Raw genomic sequence first — 16100 nt, forward strand, 5'->3', positions numbered from 1 at the left:
TCATTATTAGGAAAGCGATGAAAGTCGTCAAGACGATTTTCAATTTTTGCGTTCCGCCGTTGCAGCGACCTGGTCAGACGTGCCAAGATCGGCGGTTTGTTTAAACCTGCGTGAGGAAAAAAGTAGTGGCTCGTCCAAAGAGTGAAGATAAAAAGCAAGCGTTACTGGAAGCTGCCACCGCGGCTTTCGCCCAGTCCGGCATAGCCGCCTCGACGTCGGCCATCGCCCGCAGCGCCGGTGTGGCCGAGGGAACGCTGTTTCGCTATTTCGCCACCAAGGATGAGTTGCTCAACGAGCTGTACCTCGCGATTAAGCTGCGCCTGGTGCGCACAATGATCGCCGGGCTGGATCCGGACGAGAAGCGCCCGAAAGAGAACGCGCGCAATATCTGGAACAGCTATATCGACTGGGGCGTGCGCAACCCGATGGAGCACAAAGCGATCCGCCGGATGGCGCTCAGCGAGCGCATCACCGACGAAACCCGCCGCCAGGTAAAAGAGAGCTTTCCGGAGCTCAACGAAATGTGCCAGCTGTCGGTGAAAGAGATATTCCTCAGCGAGGCGTACCGCGCCTTTGGCGACGCCCTGTTTCTGTCGCTGGCGGAAACCACCATCGAATTCGCCAGCCACGATCCGCAGCGCGCCCGGGAGATTATCGCCCTCGGCTTTGAAGCCATGTGGCACGCCCTGCATGAGGCGGACGCCTAATGACGCCGGAAACACTGCATCCCTGCGCTCACCGTATCGCCCTGACCTACCCGTTTACCGAACACTGCTGGCCCTTTGGGCCAGAGTACGACGTGTTTAAGGTCGACGGCCGCATCTTTATGATCACCATGACTATTCGCGGGCGGGCGCTGGTCAATCTCAAGGCCGAGCCGCAGAAGTCGCTGCTGAATCAGCAAATTTATCGCAGTATCGAACCCGGCTACCATATGAACAAGAAACACTGGATCACGGTGGTGCCAGGAGAGGATATCAGCGAGGATCTGTTGGCCGAGCTGATTGACGATTCGTGGCATCAGGTGGTGAACAAGCTGAGTAAAAAGGCGCAGCAGCGCCTGCGTCCGCGCTGATTTTCAGCCAAATGCGATAAGTGTTATCGCATTTTTCACCCTTATCATTTTGCGATCTTCGCTGTACTCTTCCTCTCCTGAACGCACCGGTAAGGTGCTGTAAACTGTGAGGAAGAGTTATGGATATCGTATCGGTCGCTTTGAAGCGCTATTCCACCAAGGCCTTTGACGCCACGAAAAAGCTGACTGCCGGGGAAGCGGAACAGCTGAAAACGCTGCTGCAGTACAGCCCGTCTAGCACCAACTCCCAGCCGTGGCACTTTATTGTCGCCAGCACCGATGAAGGGAAAGCTCGCGTGGCGAAAGCCGCCAGCGGCACCTACGTGTTCAACGAACGTAAAATTCTCGACGCCTCGCACGTGGTGGTGTTCTGCGCGAAAACCGCGATGGACGACGCCTGGCTGCAGCGCGTGGTGGATCAGGAAGAGGCCGATGGCCGTTTCGCCACCCCGGACGCAAAAGCCGCTAACCACAAGGGTCGCACCTTCTTTGCCGATATGCACCGCAAAGAGCTGAAAGATGACGATCAGTGGATGGCGAAACAGGTGTATCTCAACGTCGGCAATTTCCTGCTGGGCGTAGCGGCGATGGGTCTCGACGCCGTGCCGATTGAAGGGGTCGATTTTGCGATCCTCGATGAGGAATTTGACCTGAAAGCCCAGGGCTACACCAGCCTGGTGGTAGTCCCGGTCGGCCACCATAGCGTAGAAGATTTCAACGCTACCCTGCCGAAGTCGCGTCTGCCGCAGTCGACGACCATTACCGAGATTTAATTCCCTTCTGCCGGGAACGCCCGGGCCATGGCGCAGCAGCGTCTCGCCCGGGACTTTCTTCACCCACTCTTTCCCCCTCTTTTCTGCCGTTTGTGCCAAGTTTCTGGCGCTCATAATCCCGCTTGTGCCAGGAATAACGACTTTAGTGTGAACCAGACGATTTAATTAATTGATAAATAATACTTTTCATTTCTGGCACGCCCTTTGCTCTTAACAGATACCGCTATCTGGATGAAGGAGAAACCGGGTGAAACATATCTATGTGGCCAGCCACGGCCATTTTGCTCGCGGACTGGTGAACAGTTTGTCGCTGCTGATTGGCGACGAACACGGCGTTATCCCGGTCTGCGCCTATGACGAAGATATCGTGACCACCGAACAGCTGGAGCAAACCCTGGAGCATCTCATCGTCCAGGCGAATGGTGATGAAGTGGTGATCTTCACCGACCTGCTTGGCGGCAGTATCAACAATAGCGCCGTGAGCGTCTTGATGCGACATCGCAACGTTTTCGTGGTCGCCGGCATCAATCTGACTCTGCTGCTGGAGTTTCTGCTGTGCGAAGAAGCCACTACCGAGGCCGCGATTATCTACGCCACCAGCGCGGCGCGTGAATCCATTGTTTTCATCAATCCTCTAATAACACAACCATCCTCTGACCCACAGGGAGAATCTCATGATTAAACTCGTGCGCATTGATTATCGGCTGCTGCACGGCCAGGTGGTTTTTGCCTGGACCCGAGCGCTGGATATCGACCATATCATCGTCGCCAACGCCAAAGCCGCGGCGGATGCCTTCATTACGATGTCGCTTAACCTGGCAAAGCCAGCGGGCGTCACGCTGGACATCGCCACCGTTGAACAGGCGGCGGAAAAGCTTAACAGCGGCAAGTTGGATCATAAAAAAGTCATGGTGGTCCTTGGCAATACTGCGGAAACCCTCGCGCTAGTGGAAAAAGTCCCGGGAATTAGCGCAATAAATTACGGCGGTCTGCCACAGAAGGAAGGGGCAAGACAATTCGGCAAGGCCATCTATCTGACCGAAGAGGAAATCGCCCATAGCAGAGCGCTAAAAGAAAAAGGTATTCGGCTGGAGATGCGTCAGGTACCCGCCCACTCGGCTGAACTCCTTAACGACCAACTTTAACTTCGGAGGTCACTATGTTGCTCACCGCAACGTTACTCGGACTGATCGCTGCCCTGGGGATACTTGATGGTCGCCTGCTTGGGGTATCAATGATCGATCGACCGCTGGTGATGTGCGCCCTCACCGGTCTGGTCTGCGGTAATTTACATGAGGGGATTCTGATTGGCGCTACGCTGGAGCTTATTTTCCTCGGCAACGTCGCCATCGGCGCCGCGCACCCGCCAGATATCGTGACCGGCTCCGTATTGGCCACCGCGTTTTCGATCATGTCCGGTCGTGGTCCAGAGGCTGCGCTCACCATCGCCATCCCTGTCTCAATGCTGGCGCAGACGCTGGGAATCCTGGTGCGCGTGGTGAACGCCCGCTTTGGTCATCTGGCGGACCGCTATGCGGCACAGGGTAATACCCGAATGGTCGGCCTGATGCACCTCGCCGGTCCGACGCTACTCTATTTTTTAAACGGATTTCTACCGGTATTTTTTGCCATTCTGCTTGGTTCTTCGGCGGTAAGCTGGTTCCTGGAGGCCATTCCGCCGGTGATAACCAATGGATTGATCGTCGCCAGTAAGATCCTGCCAGCGCTCGGCTTCGCCCTGCTGATCAGCATGATGCTCAGCAGCAAACTGATGCCGTACCTCGGTCTGGGATTTCTGATAGCGGCATATACCAAACTGGATATCATCGCCATCGCGCTGTTCGCTGTGGTGTTGGCATTTATCATCAGCCAGTTCCTTAATCTTAAGCAGCAGGAGAGCTAATCATGAGCGAAATGACGCAAACTGTGACTGGCGCTACCCAGCCGCAAAGCGATGATGCAAGCCGCATCACCGCCCGCGATTTACGCAGCGTGTTCTGGCGCTCCTTTACGCTACAGGGCTCCTGGAACTACGAGCGCCAGCAGCATATGGGCTATGCCTTCGCAATGTCGCCAGCCCTGAAGCGCATCTATCAGGACCCAACGGAGCTGGGGCGCGCCCTGCAGCGTCATCTGGTGCTGTTTAACACCACGCCCCATCTCTCGACCTTTATCTTCGGCCTGTCGATTGCCATGGAAGAAGAGAACCAGCGTAACCCCGAATTTAATGAGGAGTCGATAAACGCGATTAAAACCAGCCTGATGGGGCCGCTGGCGGGCATCGGCGACTCCATATTCTGGGGATCATTAAAGGTTATCGCCGCCGGGATGGGTATCTATTTCGCCCAGCAGGGCAGCCTGCTGGGACCGATACTGGCGCTGTTAGTTTATAACCTGCCGCATCTTTTGTGCCGCTGGTATGGCCTGAAGCTCGGCTACCGGGCGGGTACGACCTGGCTGATGAGAATTTACCAAAGCGGCCTTATGGACCGGGTGACCTATATCGCATCAATTGTTGGCCTCATGGTCGTCGGCGCGATGACCGCCAGCATGATAGATATCACCACCCCGCTCAGCTTTACCGCCGGGCAGACCACCATGAAGGCGCAGGAGTTTATTGACAAAATACTTCCTTCGCTGCTGCCGCTGCTTTTCACCCTTGGGATGTACAAGTTGATCCGCAAGGGAGTCAATATTAACTGGATCCTGCTAGGAACCGTCGCGTTTGGCATGGCGGCCAGCGCGCTAGGCCTGCTTTAAGAAGAGGAATATCACCCATGCACGTAGAAGACTATATGAATGAAACACCCGCCTGTCTGCTCGCTATGCTGACGCAGACGCGGGAAGACCTCTGGCAGGCGGCAAAAGCGCTAACGGAGCGCGGCGTCACGCGTATTATCCTGACCGGCTCCGGTACCTCTTATCACGGCGCGCTGACCGCCCGCTCGTTTATGCAGCAGTGGTGCGGGCTACCCGTTGATGTCTACTGGCCTTTTCTGCTGGATGATTCGGCGCTGACCCTCAGCGACAAAGCGCTGGTCATCGGTATTTCTCAGGGAGGCGGCAGCCTCTCTACCCTCGCCGCAATGGAACGCGCCCGGGCAGCCGGGCATCTTACCGCTTCCATGGCCGGGGAAGCGCCAGCCGTTATCGACCGGGCGGCAGATTTGGTCTTAACAGTACCCTGTGGAGAAGAGCGGGCTGGCGCCAAAACCAAAGGGTATCACTGCACCATACTTAATCTGATGCTGCTAACGCTTGCTGTCGCCAGTCGCCAGCGGCGCCTGAGCGATGAGGAGCGCAAGGCGCTACTCGTCCGCATGGATACCACGTTTAATCATTTGCCGACGCTCATTGAGGCCTCGCAGGCGTGGGTTCTCAATCATGCCCGACCGCTTATCGACAGCGCGGACATTCGCCTGACCGGTCCGGCAAGGCTGTTTGGCACCGTTCAGGAAGGTGCGCTAAAGATGCTTGAAACGCTACGCTGTCCGGTTGCCGGTTACGAATTTGAGGAGTTCATCCACGGGATCTATAACGCCTTCGACGAGCGCTCTACCCTGATCATGCTCGATCCGTTTCCCGATGAGCGTCAGGATCGCCTGGCGGAAATACTTGGCGGCTGGACTCAGCATATTTATCGCATTGGTCCACAAGTCGAAAATAACAGCAAAAATATGCCCTTCGCATTTATTAACGATCCCGACTTTGCGGTCTTTGAATATATTATTCCGTTACAAATGGTTTGTGCCCGACTGCCGCCAGTGAAGGGCATCGATCCCGCAATACCGAAGGATCCGCATTTCCACCAGAAAATGAGAAGTAAACAACTCAATTAATTGACGCATAGTAAAAGTTATCCGCGTTTCAGCGGAGGACCCGTTACATCCCAAGGAGACCAATATGTCTATAGCTCATCAAAACGCACATACTATTATTCGCGATATTTTATCTAAGCAGCACATTGAGCGCGTATGGTTTGTTGGCTGCGGTGGTTCATTAACCGGTTTCTGGCCGGGGAAATATTTTCTCGATTGTGAAGCTAAAAAGCTGGCCGTCGGCTATGTTACCAGTAATGAATTTGTCCATGCGACGCCGAACGCGTTAGGTAAAAACAGCGTAGTGATCCTCGCCTCGCAGCAGGGCAACACCGCTGAAACGGTGGAAGCCGCCCGCATCGCGCGTCAGAAGGGCGCCGCCACTATTGGACTGGTATATACCCCCGGCACGCCGCTGTGCGAACACAGCGATTACACTATTGAATACTGCTGGGCGCGCTATCCCGAAACCGTCGATCCGACGCAGCAAAAAGCGGCATACAGCCTGTGGCTGGCGCTGGAAGTGCTTGCGCAAACTGAGGGATACGCCCATTACGATGAGATGGTCAGCGCCTTTGCCAGTTTTGAATCCGTGGTACGCGGCGCTCAGCAGCAGGTTCAGGCGGATGCGCGCCATTTTGCCGAAGCCTGGAAGACCGAAAAGGTCATCTACATGATGGGCAGCGGCCCCTCATTCGGCGCCGCGCATCAGGAATCCATCTGTATTCTGTTGGAGATGCAGTGGATTAACTCCGCCAGCATCCACAGCGGCGAGTATTTCCACGGCCCCTTTGAGATTACCGAAACGGGAACGCCGTTTATTTTATTAAAAAGCAGCGGCCGCACCCGCCCGCTGGATGATCGCGCGATCCGCTTTATCGAACGTTACCAGGGAAAACTGCAGATTATTGACGTGGAAAAGGTGGGAATCGACGCACTGCACGCCAGCGTGCGCGAATATTTCTGCGGCCTGCTGCACAACTGCGTACTGGATGTTTACAACCTGGCGCTGGCCACCGCTCGCAACCACCCGCTGACCACCCGCCGCTATATGTGGAAAGTCGAATATTGATTCGCTAACCGCCTGCCAGCCCCGGCGTAATTCTCCGGGGCTGCGTTGAGGATTACCAGCTAAAATCTTCAATACGTAATTCAAAAATATCGTGAATATAGCCAATTTCCGCTACCGGTAGCGCCACGTTATAGAGTATTTTCAGGCGCTGGAACGAGTGATTCACCATGGCAATAAATTCGCCATGCTGGCGGGTAAATTGCTCAAGATCTTTATAATGGCTAATTTCATTACGCATTACCAGACGCTCAATCATACAGCTGAGATGCACATATAAACTGATAATTAAGTTATTATTAAAATGAAAACCAAGCGTATTTTGCCACTCAGCGATAATGGTTTCGATATGGCCCATGGTTTTTCCAGCATTCAGTATCGTCAGAGAGTTGACAACGTTATGCAGTGAAAACTCACGAACCATATTTTTATTAATCAGCGCAATTTGCTTTTCATTAAGATAGCCGCTTAAGAGCTGACTCAGATGTCGATGCCCCTGCTCGCCAAGTAGTTCCTCAATGCCAACCCAGGGCACTCCGGCCAGCTGCGGGTCGTGGGTACCCACGACCGCAATAACTTCATACTGGTGGAGCAACGATACCGCCGTACGACTGTTTTTTAAGCGCGTATACTCGCAGGCGATGATGTTAATATCAAAATCGTTGAGCAGGCTCTTCTCCATCAGATTTTTAAATTTAAATGCGGTACCGATACCTGTAATACAGGTCACCAGCAGCACACGCTCTTTTTTTTCTGCGGGCCAGAACACATCCCAACGCGACTGATTAAGCGGCACGATCTCTTCGGCGATTTGTTCGATGTTTTTTCCCAACGCGATCTCGCTGGCAACGTTCAGCGCCATGCGGGTCGTGACGTTATCCACCACTACCAGCGGGCCGTTAATCACCGACAAAAGCGCATCGGCAATCTCCTTGGTGTAGCCCATATCAATAAGCACCATCACACCCGCACGCGTGTCCGTATGCTGGAGATAATCAACCACGGCGCGACTGACATCGTTAAACGCCACCTCCATCGGCATATCCATGGCCTGGTAGATCTTCTCGCCAATCAGGCGGTTGGCAACGCCGGCAATGCTGCTGGCGGTCGAATAACCGTGGGCGATTATCAGCGCTTTCACTTTTCCGCCGCTGGTCGCATCGATAGCATTACTGACAATGGCGGTAATCGCCAGACGGTCAAGCGTATCGATGAGCAGATCGTATTTATTATTGACGACATCCAGTAGTTTCTCCGCGATGCGTTGCGCCAGCCCCGCCGAGGAGTCCAGCCAGCGCTGCATCACCAGACGCACGGGCTCAGCAACGCTGCGCGGCGCCAGAGGGAGGCTGGTGAGGTAGCGGCCGGTAAGATAAGCGAATTCGACATTTAGCTGAAGGTCATAATTGACAGCGATTGCTTTGCCCACATCTTCAATAAAGCGCAGCCGTTTGTCCTGCAGAGAGACCGTACTCTCCTGATTCATCAGCGCATCAAGATAGAGCATCACGTTCTGATAAATAAGCTTTTCAAAGGTCCGCACGCTAATATTATCCTGAGCCAACTCCTCGCACAGGCTACAAATATTTTCCGTTAGCCGTTGGTATTCATGGTGACGACCAGAAAAAAGAGGCTGCGCGTCGCCATCGCGGTAAATCATAACCCGCTCGCTATTTTGCTGAAGGGTAAAAGGCGCATCCGCCAGTAATCGGTCGGGCAGCAAACCCGCTTTTATATGTAAAAGACCGCTATCACGTTCGCCAAATGTCCAGGCGCTGGCGCAAATATTGCGAATCAAATTTTCCAGCCCACCGACATTTCCTTCAAGCGTTTCACGCATTAGCTGGCTGACGATTTCGCCATCCAGCGCCAGATCGTGGTTCAAACGCTGGGCTTCACGGCGGAAAAAGTGGTGGATAAACGCCAGCCGCTCGAATTGGCCGCGTTCAGCGATCGGCAGAATTTTTACAATCACCGGAATACGGCGAATAAAGGTCGCCAGGAAGTGTTTTTCCAGATCCTCGGTTGAAGCAAAAATTAGCCGCACCGTGGCGCTGCGCTCGTCGGCGCTCTCCCCCAGCCGGCGCCAGCTACCGTTATCCATAAAATGAAACAACTTTTCCTGGCCTTCGGGCGGCAGCCGATGAACCTCATCGATAAACAACACCCCGCCGTTGCTGGTCTCGATAAGACCAGGAACGGCCTTATCGGCGCCGGTAAAGGCCCCCTTCGCATGACCAAATAACTTCGAGGTCAGTAGTTCTGGATTATTCGCGTACTCGGCGCAGTTAAATACGGTAAAAGGCGCATCGGCAGGTAAAATACCTTCATCTATTGCGTAGTGCCAGAGCTGGCGAGCTAGAAAACTTTTCCCGGTGCCAGTAGGGCCCCGCAGCAGCAGCGGCAGACCTGCGCCAGGGTAGCTGATGGCAGCCTTGCACTGGCGCAATGCTTCCTGCAGGCTGCCCTGCGCGCCAATCAGCTGCGCCAGACTATCCTGACGATCCGCGCACAGCGCCTGAATGGAGGCGTATTCGCCGTGCCGAACCGCCAGGCGGTGATGATCGCGCAGAACGGTAACGGGTAAAAACAGCACCGGGCGACCGTTCACTTTGACCACCCGCTGCTCGCGATGGAGATTATTCAGATGATGGCTGATGATGCTGCGTTTTTGCTTCAAGCTATCGGCGATGGCCATAGCGTTAAACTCGCCCAGCGCTTCCGCCGTCAGCGCTCGCCCGGCGATCCGTTGTTCTAGTTGGCGAAAAATCGACTCCTTATTCATCTCGCTCCCCTGTCAAAAGCGTAAAATTCGCTTATACGACAATTCGCGCAGGACGTCGCTGCCGCCAGCCACACTTCTTTAAAAACGCTTAATTTTTCATGGCTTAACGTTCCCCGCATGCCAGATGCGCTCGGCATAGCGGCCAATCACCGCCAGCGAGACGGCAAGGATCAGGAAAAACAGCACCTTGTGCATCCCGTTCCAGAAAAACTCAAAGAAACGGGTATAGAGATTGATCGCCAGGAAGGTTAGTCCGAAGCCGCGCAGCATTCCGTCATCGGTTTTCAGGCTGATAAAAATGCAGACGCCGGCCGCTACGGCAAACAGCAGCCCCCACGGCAGGAGTCGCGCCTGGCTCACCTGGTACCAGCTGTCTGCGTCGTAATTGCCGAAAATCGACAGGATCCACAGCGCAATAAACAGGTACGTGAGGCCCATCGCCTTGCTGACGGTAAACAGCTGCCGCTGGCGAAGCAGGGATTGCGCGCCGTAGCAGAGCGCCAGCAGCGCGCCGCCGAACAGGACGAAGCGAATCGGGTAGTTCATGCCCAGCCAGTAGGCGCCCCACCCCGAGACGTAGCCGGTTTCCGCGCCGAACCAGTTGCCCAGCGCCAGCAGAAAAAAGAGCCACACCAGCCCGGAGCGGGCAATATAGCCGATGGCACCGTAAATCACGCATCCGGCCAGAAACAGCGGTGCGATATGGCCGCTGCCGTTATCCAGCCGTTCGCCAAGCTGCCATAGCGCCACGGCGGTAAAGACGACGCCCAGAAACAAAATCGCCTCTGTGCTGTAGTGCCACTGCGTCTCCCGCCGCTGGCGGCGAAAACCCCAGCCGTAGCAGGCGACTGCCAGCAGCGCAGGCAGCAGGATCCGCATCAGCGCCGAGTGGCTGAACAGGCTCAGCAGCCACGCCACCAGCTCGCTGTCGGCGAACAGACTACCCAGGGAAATCAGCACGCAGGCCAGCGCGGTCCAGAAGGCATAGCGGCTCAGGCGCCGCCAGTCGAAGGGGGAGACGCGCATCGTTTGCGCCAGCCGCTGGCTGTCCGAGGGGGTTAACTCCCCGCTGGCCTGCCAGGCATTCAGCGCGCGCTGAATAATGCGCTGCTCTTTTCGGGTTACGTTCATAGGCATTCCTTGAGACTGATGACAAACCTGTTTTCGCTAATATGCTCGCCTTTCTGCCGGGCAGCGGCTGTCGCCCTCCCCGGCCTACTTAACCATTTATATATCAGATTGTTACTCCTTACCGTAAGCCCGCGTAAGCGCAGCGCCGCCGAGCATGATATCAGGCACGGAGCCGCTTTATTGCCGGGTGGCGGCTGGCGCCTTACCCGGCCTACGGTCCGTAGCAGCCAGCCGTTAACTTACCCACTTGTGCGACTGAAACTGCCGGTGTTGCGGCCTCAACATCGCTGAGACGTTCCCGGAAGGCCGGGGCAGCCCGCATGGATGCGGGCTGAGGGCCGTGTTTTGCACGGACGCTGCCTCGGCCCGACCCGAAGCCTGCAGGGATAAGTCGAAGGGACCACGCAGTGGCGATGTTGCTGGCCGGAGCCCGGGGGTACAGGGGGCGGCGGCGACTGGCCGCCCCCTGTGCGCTCCCTGCCCCATAAGTGACATAACGCAGAAGACTAACCGGGAGCGCAATGTGCGCTGAAGCCACAGATAACATAAAAGACTTCCCGGCAGGGCTTTGCCTTCCCCCCTACTCCCGGAGGGAGAGGGAACCGTCCAGCAGCGCCGGCCGGGCAATACCCGAAGATGGCACATTGCCAGCCATCTGATTCCCTGTGATTAATGTTGGTCCAGCCACGCCAGCGCCTGCTCGCCCGCCTCGTCCATCGGCAGGTAGACCAGCAGGCGCGAGCCGTTGCGCGGCGCCGAATACCAGTACATCTGCTGCAGGCTGAATCGCCCGAGCTGCGGGTGGTTAAAATGTTTAATCTGGTTTTCCACGCCGCGCACCTCGTAGCGCTGATGCCACAGCGCTTCAAACTCCGACGAGGCGGCGAAAAAGCGCGCCAGTTTGTTTTCCCACGCCGGATCGCCGCGGTGCTCGGCCATCGCGGCGCGGAAATAGGAGACGAAGGTCGGCAGCACATCGCGATTTTCGATCCGGCTGCGCCAGGTCTCATGGGTCAGATAGAGATAAATGCAGTTGCGATCTTCTTCCGGGAGGGTGGCGAAATCGATGCCCATCAGGCGGCAGAAGCTGTCGTTCCACGCCACAATATCAAAGTTCGGTTTCTGAATGCTGGCCGGCTGCGGCATCAGGCTGTCCAGCATCCGGCGGGTCCCTGGGCTGATGCCTTCGCACACCGTCACCTGGGTGGCTTCCGGCGGGGTCAGCCCGGCGAGCACGAACAGATGCCGGGTCTCCAGCGGACTGCACTGCAGGGCATTCGCCTCCCCCACCAGCACCGCCTCCGACGGATTCACCTCCCGCCCCTGCTCCAGCCAGGTGTACCAGGTAACGCCGACGTCGGCGAGCATCGCCACCTCTTCCCGGCGCAGACCCGGCGTGCGCCGGCGGCCCACCCGGGGCAACCCCAGGCGCTGCGGATCGAGGCTTTCACGGCGGGCGCGCAGAAAGGCCCCCAGCTGTTTGCGTCGATCGTCCGGCACGGCGATCGTCGACTCCCGTTGCGGCATCGTGGTCATCACCCCTCCAGCATAGTAGTGCCAATACCAGTATAGACAGGAACTGGTACCCGTTTAATTTATCGGTAATGCTACGTCGGTCTGCTGAATGACGCAATGGAGAATCCCATGAATACGTCTGCTGTTTCACCCGGCCGCGCCGGTCTGTTGCTGCTGCTGAGCGGCCAGATGCTGCCGCTTATTGATACCTCGATCACCAATGTGGCGCTGGACGCCATCACCCACACCCTGGCGGCCAGCGCCACGCAGCTGGAGCTTATCGTCGCGCTGTACGGCGTCGCCTTTGCCGTCTGCCTGGCGATGGGCAGTAAGCTTGGCGATAACTATGGCCGCCGGCGCCTGTTTATGTGGGGCGTCGCCCTCTTTGGCATCGCTTCCCTGCTGTGCGGGATGGCGAACAGCATCGGCGCCCTGCTGGCGGCCCGCACCCTGCAGGGCGCCGGGGCGGCGCTGATTGTGCCGCAGATCCTCGCGACCCTGCACGTCACCCTCAAAGGCCCCGCCCACGCCCGGGCCATCAGCCTGTATGGCGGGATCGGCGGGATTGCCTTTATCGTCGGTCAGATGGGCGGCGGCTGGCTGGTGTCGGCGGACATCGCCGGGCTGGGCTGGCGCAACGCCTTTTTTATCAATGTGCCGATCTGCCTGCTGGTGCTGGCTCTGAGCCGCCGCTATGTGCCGGAAACCCGTCGCGAGACGCCGTCGCGGATTGACTGGCAGGGTACGCTGTACCTCGCGCTGATCCTCTGCTGCCTGCTGTTCCCGATGGCCCTCGGTCCGGAGCTGCACTGGCCGCTGTGGCTGCAGCTGATGCTGGTGGCGGTCCTGCCGCTGCTGTTCGCCATGCGTCAGAGCGCCCTGCGCCAGCAGCAGCGTGGCGACCATCCCCTGCTGCCGCCGCGTCTGCTGCAGTTGACCAGCATCCGCTTCGGGATGGCCATCGCCCTGCTGTTTTTCAGCGCCTGGTCCGGCTTTATGTTCTGCATGGCGCTGACCATGCAGGAGGGACTGGGGATGGCGCCGTGGCAGTCCGGCAATAGCTTTATCGCCCTCGGCGTGGCCTATTTTATTTCGGCGCTGTATGCCCCGCGGCTTATCGCCCGCTACAGCATGGGGCGGATCCTGCTGACCGGTCTGGCGGTACAGATCGCCGGACTCTTGCTGCTGTGCGCCACCTTCTCCCGCTTCGGCGTCGCCACCAGCGCCCTGACGCTGGTCCCCGCCACGGCGCTGATCGGCTATGGCCAGGCGCTGATCGTCAACAGCTTTTATCGGATTGGTATGCGCGATATCAGCGCCAGCGACGCCGGGGCCGGGAGCGCAATCCTCAGCACCCTGCAGCAGGCGACCCTCGGTCTCGGACCGGCTATCCTTGGTTCGCTGTTCCTGGCGCTGGCCCGTCGCGGCGGCGGCAACTATCCGCAGGCGCTGATTGATATTCTGCTGGTCGAGGTGGCCATGATGCTGTTGCTGGGGGCGATAGCGCTGTGGCTGCGCCATCACCTCAACCGACAGCCGGCGACGGTGGCCTCGTAATACCGGCGGCGGTAATTTGCATAATAGCTATCCAGCGGTCATCATACCCGCTGGATATTCAGGAGACGTTATGCAGGAATTAATATCGCAAATTGCCGCCTTAGGAATTGAAATAACCCCCACCCGCTCGCTGATGATTATCTTCGGCATTATCTTGTTCACCGCCGTGGTCGTGCATCTGATATTGCACAAAGTGGTCCTGCGCGCATTTGAAAAACGGGCGCTGGCCAGCAGCCATCTGTGGCTGCAAATCATCACGCAGAATAAACTCTTTCACCGACTGGCCTTTACCCTGCAGGGGATCATCGTCAATGTGCAGGCGGTGCTGTGGCTGCAAAAAGGCAGCGAGGCCGCGGAAATATTAACCACCGTGGCTCAGCTATGGGTGATGATATATGCCATGCTGTCCTTCTTCTCGCTGCTGGATGTCATTTTAAAGCTGGCGCAGAAATTTCCCGCCGCCTCACAGCTGCCGCTGAAGGGCATATTCCAGGGAATTAAGCTGGTGACGGCGATTATTATCGGCATTCTGATTATTTCGCTACTGATAGGCCAATCGCCAGCGATCCTGATTAGCGGGCTCGGCGCGATGGCCGCGGTGCTGATGCTGGTGTTTAAAGATCCGATCCTCGGTCTGGTGGCCGGTATTCAGCTCTCGGCCAACGATATGCTCAAGCTTGGCGACTGGCTGGAGATGCCAAAGTACGGCGCCGACGGCGCGGTGATCGATATCGGCCTCACCACGGTCAAGGTGCGCAACTGGGACAATACCATCACCACCATTCCGACCTGGTCGCTGGTCTCCGACTCGTTTAAAAACTGGAGCGGCATGTCGGCCTCCGGCGGCCGCCGCATCAAACGCAGCCTTAACATCGACACCACCAGCATTCATTTTCTTGACGAACAGGAGAAGCAGCGCCTGATCCGGGCGAAATTACTCAAACCCTATATGGATTCGCGCCACGAGGAGATTAGCGCCTGGAACCAGCAGTACGCCGGGGAACAGTCGGTTCTCAATGAGCGGCGAATGACCAATGTCGGCACCTTCCGCGCCTATCTGCAGGAGTATTTACGCCATCATCCACGCATCCGCCAGGATATGACCCTGATGGTGCGCCAGCTGGCGCCGGATGCCAACGGCTTGCCGATCGAGATCTACTGCTTCACCAACACCGTGGTATGGGCGGAATATGAGGGGATCCAGGCGGATATTTTCGACCATGTCTTCGCCGTGGTGGATGAGTTTGGCTTACGCATTCATCAAACGCCCACCGGCACCGATATTCGCGCGCTGACCGGCGCCTTCTCCCGCTGATCCTCAGACGCTGGCGCGGTCTATCACGCGCCAGTCCATCATCACCCGTTCGACGGCAGCGTCGGGATCGTCGATGCGTTTCATCAGTAGAGACACCGCCGTACGGCCGATCGCCCGGGAGGGCTGTTCGACGGTGGTCAGCTGCGGGGAGACCACTTCCGCCAGCTCGGTGCCATCGAAGCCGATCACCGCGATATCCCCCGGCACCCGCAGTCCGGCCTGGGCGATAGCCCGCAGCGCCCCGGCGGCGAGGGAGTCCGAAACGGCAAACACCGCATCGGGCTTCTCGTCTTGCGACAGCAGTTGCTCCATCGCCCGTTTACCGGCCGCCGCGCTAAGATCCTGCGCGTAGGTCACCTGCTGATACGCCAGACCGTGCACGTGCAGCACGCTTTTATAGCCGCGCTCGCGCAGGCGGGCATAGCGATAGCTAAGGTCGTGATTAATGAGCGCGATGCGGCGGCGGCCGCTATCGGCCAACCGGGATACCGCCCCCTGAGCCGCCTCAACGTCGTTAATCCCGACGCAGGAGATGCTGCCGGTGTCGGCATACTCCGCGCACTGCACCCAGGGCGCGTCGCCAATCATGGTGGTCAGTTCCGGCAGGCTGGAGAGCGCGTTCATGGTAATAATGCCGTCGACCATTTTGCCGGAGAGTAGCTGCAGGCCCGAGGTCGAGCGGGCCAGATCCGACCCGGAGTTACACAGCAGAATGCGATAGCCATTCTTCTCCGCCTCTTCTTCTATCCCCTTCACCACCTCGGCGCAAAAGGGGTTAGCGATATTGGAGACCATCACCAGGATCATATTGCTGCGGGCGGTTCGCAGCTGACGCGCCAGCAGGTTCGGCTGATAGTTGCTCTCTTTGATCGCCTGCAGTACGCGCTCACGGTTTTTGGCTTTTACCGTATCGCTGTTGTTCAGCACCCGCGACACCGTGGCCACCGAGACGCCGGCCAGACGAGCAATTTTCTGAATAGACATAAACCCTGCACTTCCTGCGATAGAGGTGGATCCTGCAGGCTATCATAAATGACCTCTGATTGGCCTGCCAGCCTGGCG

Annotated in this window: 15 protein-coding genes; 11 read left to right on the forward strand and 4 right to left on the reverse strand. The window is 57.3% G+C overall.

All coding sequences use genetic code 11. The features are described from left to right. The first annotated feature begins 125 nt into the window (after positions 1 to 125). From HMPREF3140_RS21380 to HMPREF3140_RS21420, 9 genes are all read left to right on the forward strand, one after another. The gene (locus tag HMPREF3140_RS21380) at positions 126 to 707 is read left to right on the forward strand and encodes a TetR/AcrR family transcriptional regulator (RefSeq protein ID WP_004176968.1); all 582 of its coding nucleotides are present in this window, start codon (positions 126 to 128) and stop codon (positions 705 to 707) included. Continuing rightward, positions 707 to 1075: an MmcQ/YjbR family DNA-binding protein gene (locus HMPREF3140_RS21385; RefSeq protein ID WP_004142557.1), complete on the forward strand. Its 369-nt coding sequence runs from the start codon at positions 707 to 709 to the stop codon at positions 1073 to 1075. The genes HMPREF3140_RS21380 and HMPREF3140_RS21385 overlap by 1 nt, the downstream gene beginning before the upstream one ends. Before the next feature lie 119 nt (positions 1076 to 1194). Continuing rightward, entirely contained in the window at positions 1195 to 1848 is a 654-nt protein-coding gene (gene nfsB / locus HMPREF3140_RS21390) for an oxygen-insensitive NAD(P)H nitroreductase (RefSeq protein WP_004178896.1), read from the forward strand. A 247-nt stretch (positions 1849 to 2095) separates the two neighbouring features. Further along, complete coding sequence (locus HMPREF3140_RS21395; RefSeq protein ID WP_002893017.1) at positions 2096 to 2530, forward strand: PTS sugar transporter subunit IIA; 435 nt, start codon at positions 2096 to 2098, stop codon at positions 2528 to 2530. After that, on the forward strand, positions 2523 to 2993 hold the full coding sequence (locus HMPREF3140_RS21400; protein ID WP_004176974.1) for a PTS sugar transporter subunit IIB: 471 nt from the start codon (positions 2523 to 2525) through the stop codon (positions 2991 to 2993). Before HMPREF3140_RS21395 ends, HMPREF3140_RS21400 begins: the two co-directional genes overlap by 8 nt. 14 nt (positions 2994 to 3007) lie before the next feature. After that, positions 3008 to 3751, forward strand: coding sequence for a PTS mannose/fructose/sorbose/N-acetylgalactosamine transporter subunit IIC (locus tag HMPREF3140_RS21405; RefSeq protein WP_004183295.1), 744 nt, complete (start codon positions 3008 to 3010; stop codon positions 3749 to 3751). Between the two features lie 2 nt (positions 3752 to 3753). Next, a complete protein-coding gene (locus HMPREF3140_RS21410; protein ID WP_004176976.1) occupies positions 3754 to 4608 on the forward strand; it encodes a PTS system mannose/fructose/sorbose family transporter subunit IID in 855 nt (284 codons plus the stop codon). Between the two features lie 17 nt (positions 4609 to 4625). Next, a complete protein-coding gene (locus tag HMPREF3140_RS21415; protein WP_032410982.1) occupies positions 4626 to 5687 on the forward strand; it encodes an SIS domain-containing protein in 1062 nt (353 codons plus the stop codon). A gap of 64 nt (positions 5688 to 5751) precedes the next feature. Then, the gene (locus HMPREF3140_RS21420) at positions 5752 to 6738 is read left to right on the forward strand and encodes an SIS domain-containing protein (RefSeq protein ID WP_004147471.1); all 987 of its coding nucleotides are present in this window, start codon (positions 5752 to 5754) and stop codon (positions 6736 to 6738) included. 52 nt (positions 6739 to 6790) lie between these two features. Here HMPREF3140_RS21420 and HMPREF3140_RS21425 read toward each other — a convergent pair whose 3' ends face one another. The 3 genes from HMPREF3140_RS21425 to HMPREF3140_RS21435 form a co-directional block, all read right to left on the reverse strand. Then, the gene (locus tag HMPREF3140_RS21425) at positions 6791 to 9520 is read right to left on the reverse strand and encodes a sigma 54-interacting transcriptional regulator (RefSeq protein WP_070553092.1); all 2730 of its coding nucleotides are present in this window, start codon (positions 9518 to 9520) and stop codon (positions 6791 to 6793) included. 96 nt (positions 9521 to 9616) lie between these two features. Further along, the gene (locus HMPREF3140_RS21430; protein ID WP_032410979.1) at positions 9617 to 10651 is read right to left on the reverse strand and encodes a DUF2157 domain-containing protein; all 1035 of its coding nucleotides are present in this window, start codon (positions 10649 to 10651) and stop codon (positions 9617 to 9619) included. Positions 10652 to 11320: 669 nt separating this feature from the next. Beyond that, entirely contained in the window at positions 11321 to 12187 is an 867-nt protein-coding gene (locus tag HMPREF3140_RS21435) for a helix-turn-helix transcriptional regulator (RefSeq protein WP_070553093.1), read from the reverse strand. Positions 12188 to 12295: 108 nt separating this feature from the next. On the opposite strand from HMPREF3140_RS21435, the gene HMPREF3140_RS21440 reads away from it, so the two are divergent. Beyond that, the gene (locus HMPREF3140_RS21440) at positions 12296 to 13723 is read left to right on the forward strand and encodes an MFS transporter (RefSeq protein ID WP_032410977.1); all 1428 of its coding nucleotides are present in this window, start codon (positions 12296 to 12298) and stop codon (positions 13721 to 13723) included. Positions 13724 to 13793: 70 nt separating this feature from the next. Further along, positions 13794 to 15038 carry a mechanosensitive ion channel family protein gene (locus tag HMPREF3140_RS21445; protein ID WP_070553094.1) on the forward strand — a complete coding sequence of 415 codons (1245 nt, stop codon included), beginning with the start codon at positions 13794 to 13796 and terminating at the stop codon, positions 15036 to 15038. Between the two features lie 3 nt (positions 15039 to 15041). On the opposite strand, the gene HMPREF3140_RS21450 is transcribed toward HMPREF3140_RS21445, so the two are convergent. Continuing rightward, positions 15042 to 16022: a LacI family DNA-binding transcriptional regulator gene (locus HMPREF3140_RS21450; RefSeq protein WP_002892939.1), complete on the reverse strand. Its 981-nt coding sequence runs from the start codon at positions 16020 to 16022 to the stop codon at positions 15042 to 15044. Positions 16023 to 16100: the final 78 nt, after the last annotated feature.

Source organism: Klebsiella sp. HMSC16A12 (genome assembly GCF_001808265.1).
GTDB classification, from domain to species: Bacteria; Pseudomonadota; Gammaproteobacteria; order Enterobacterales; family Enterobacteriaceae; genus Klebsiella; species Klebsiella pneumoniae.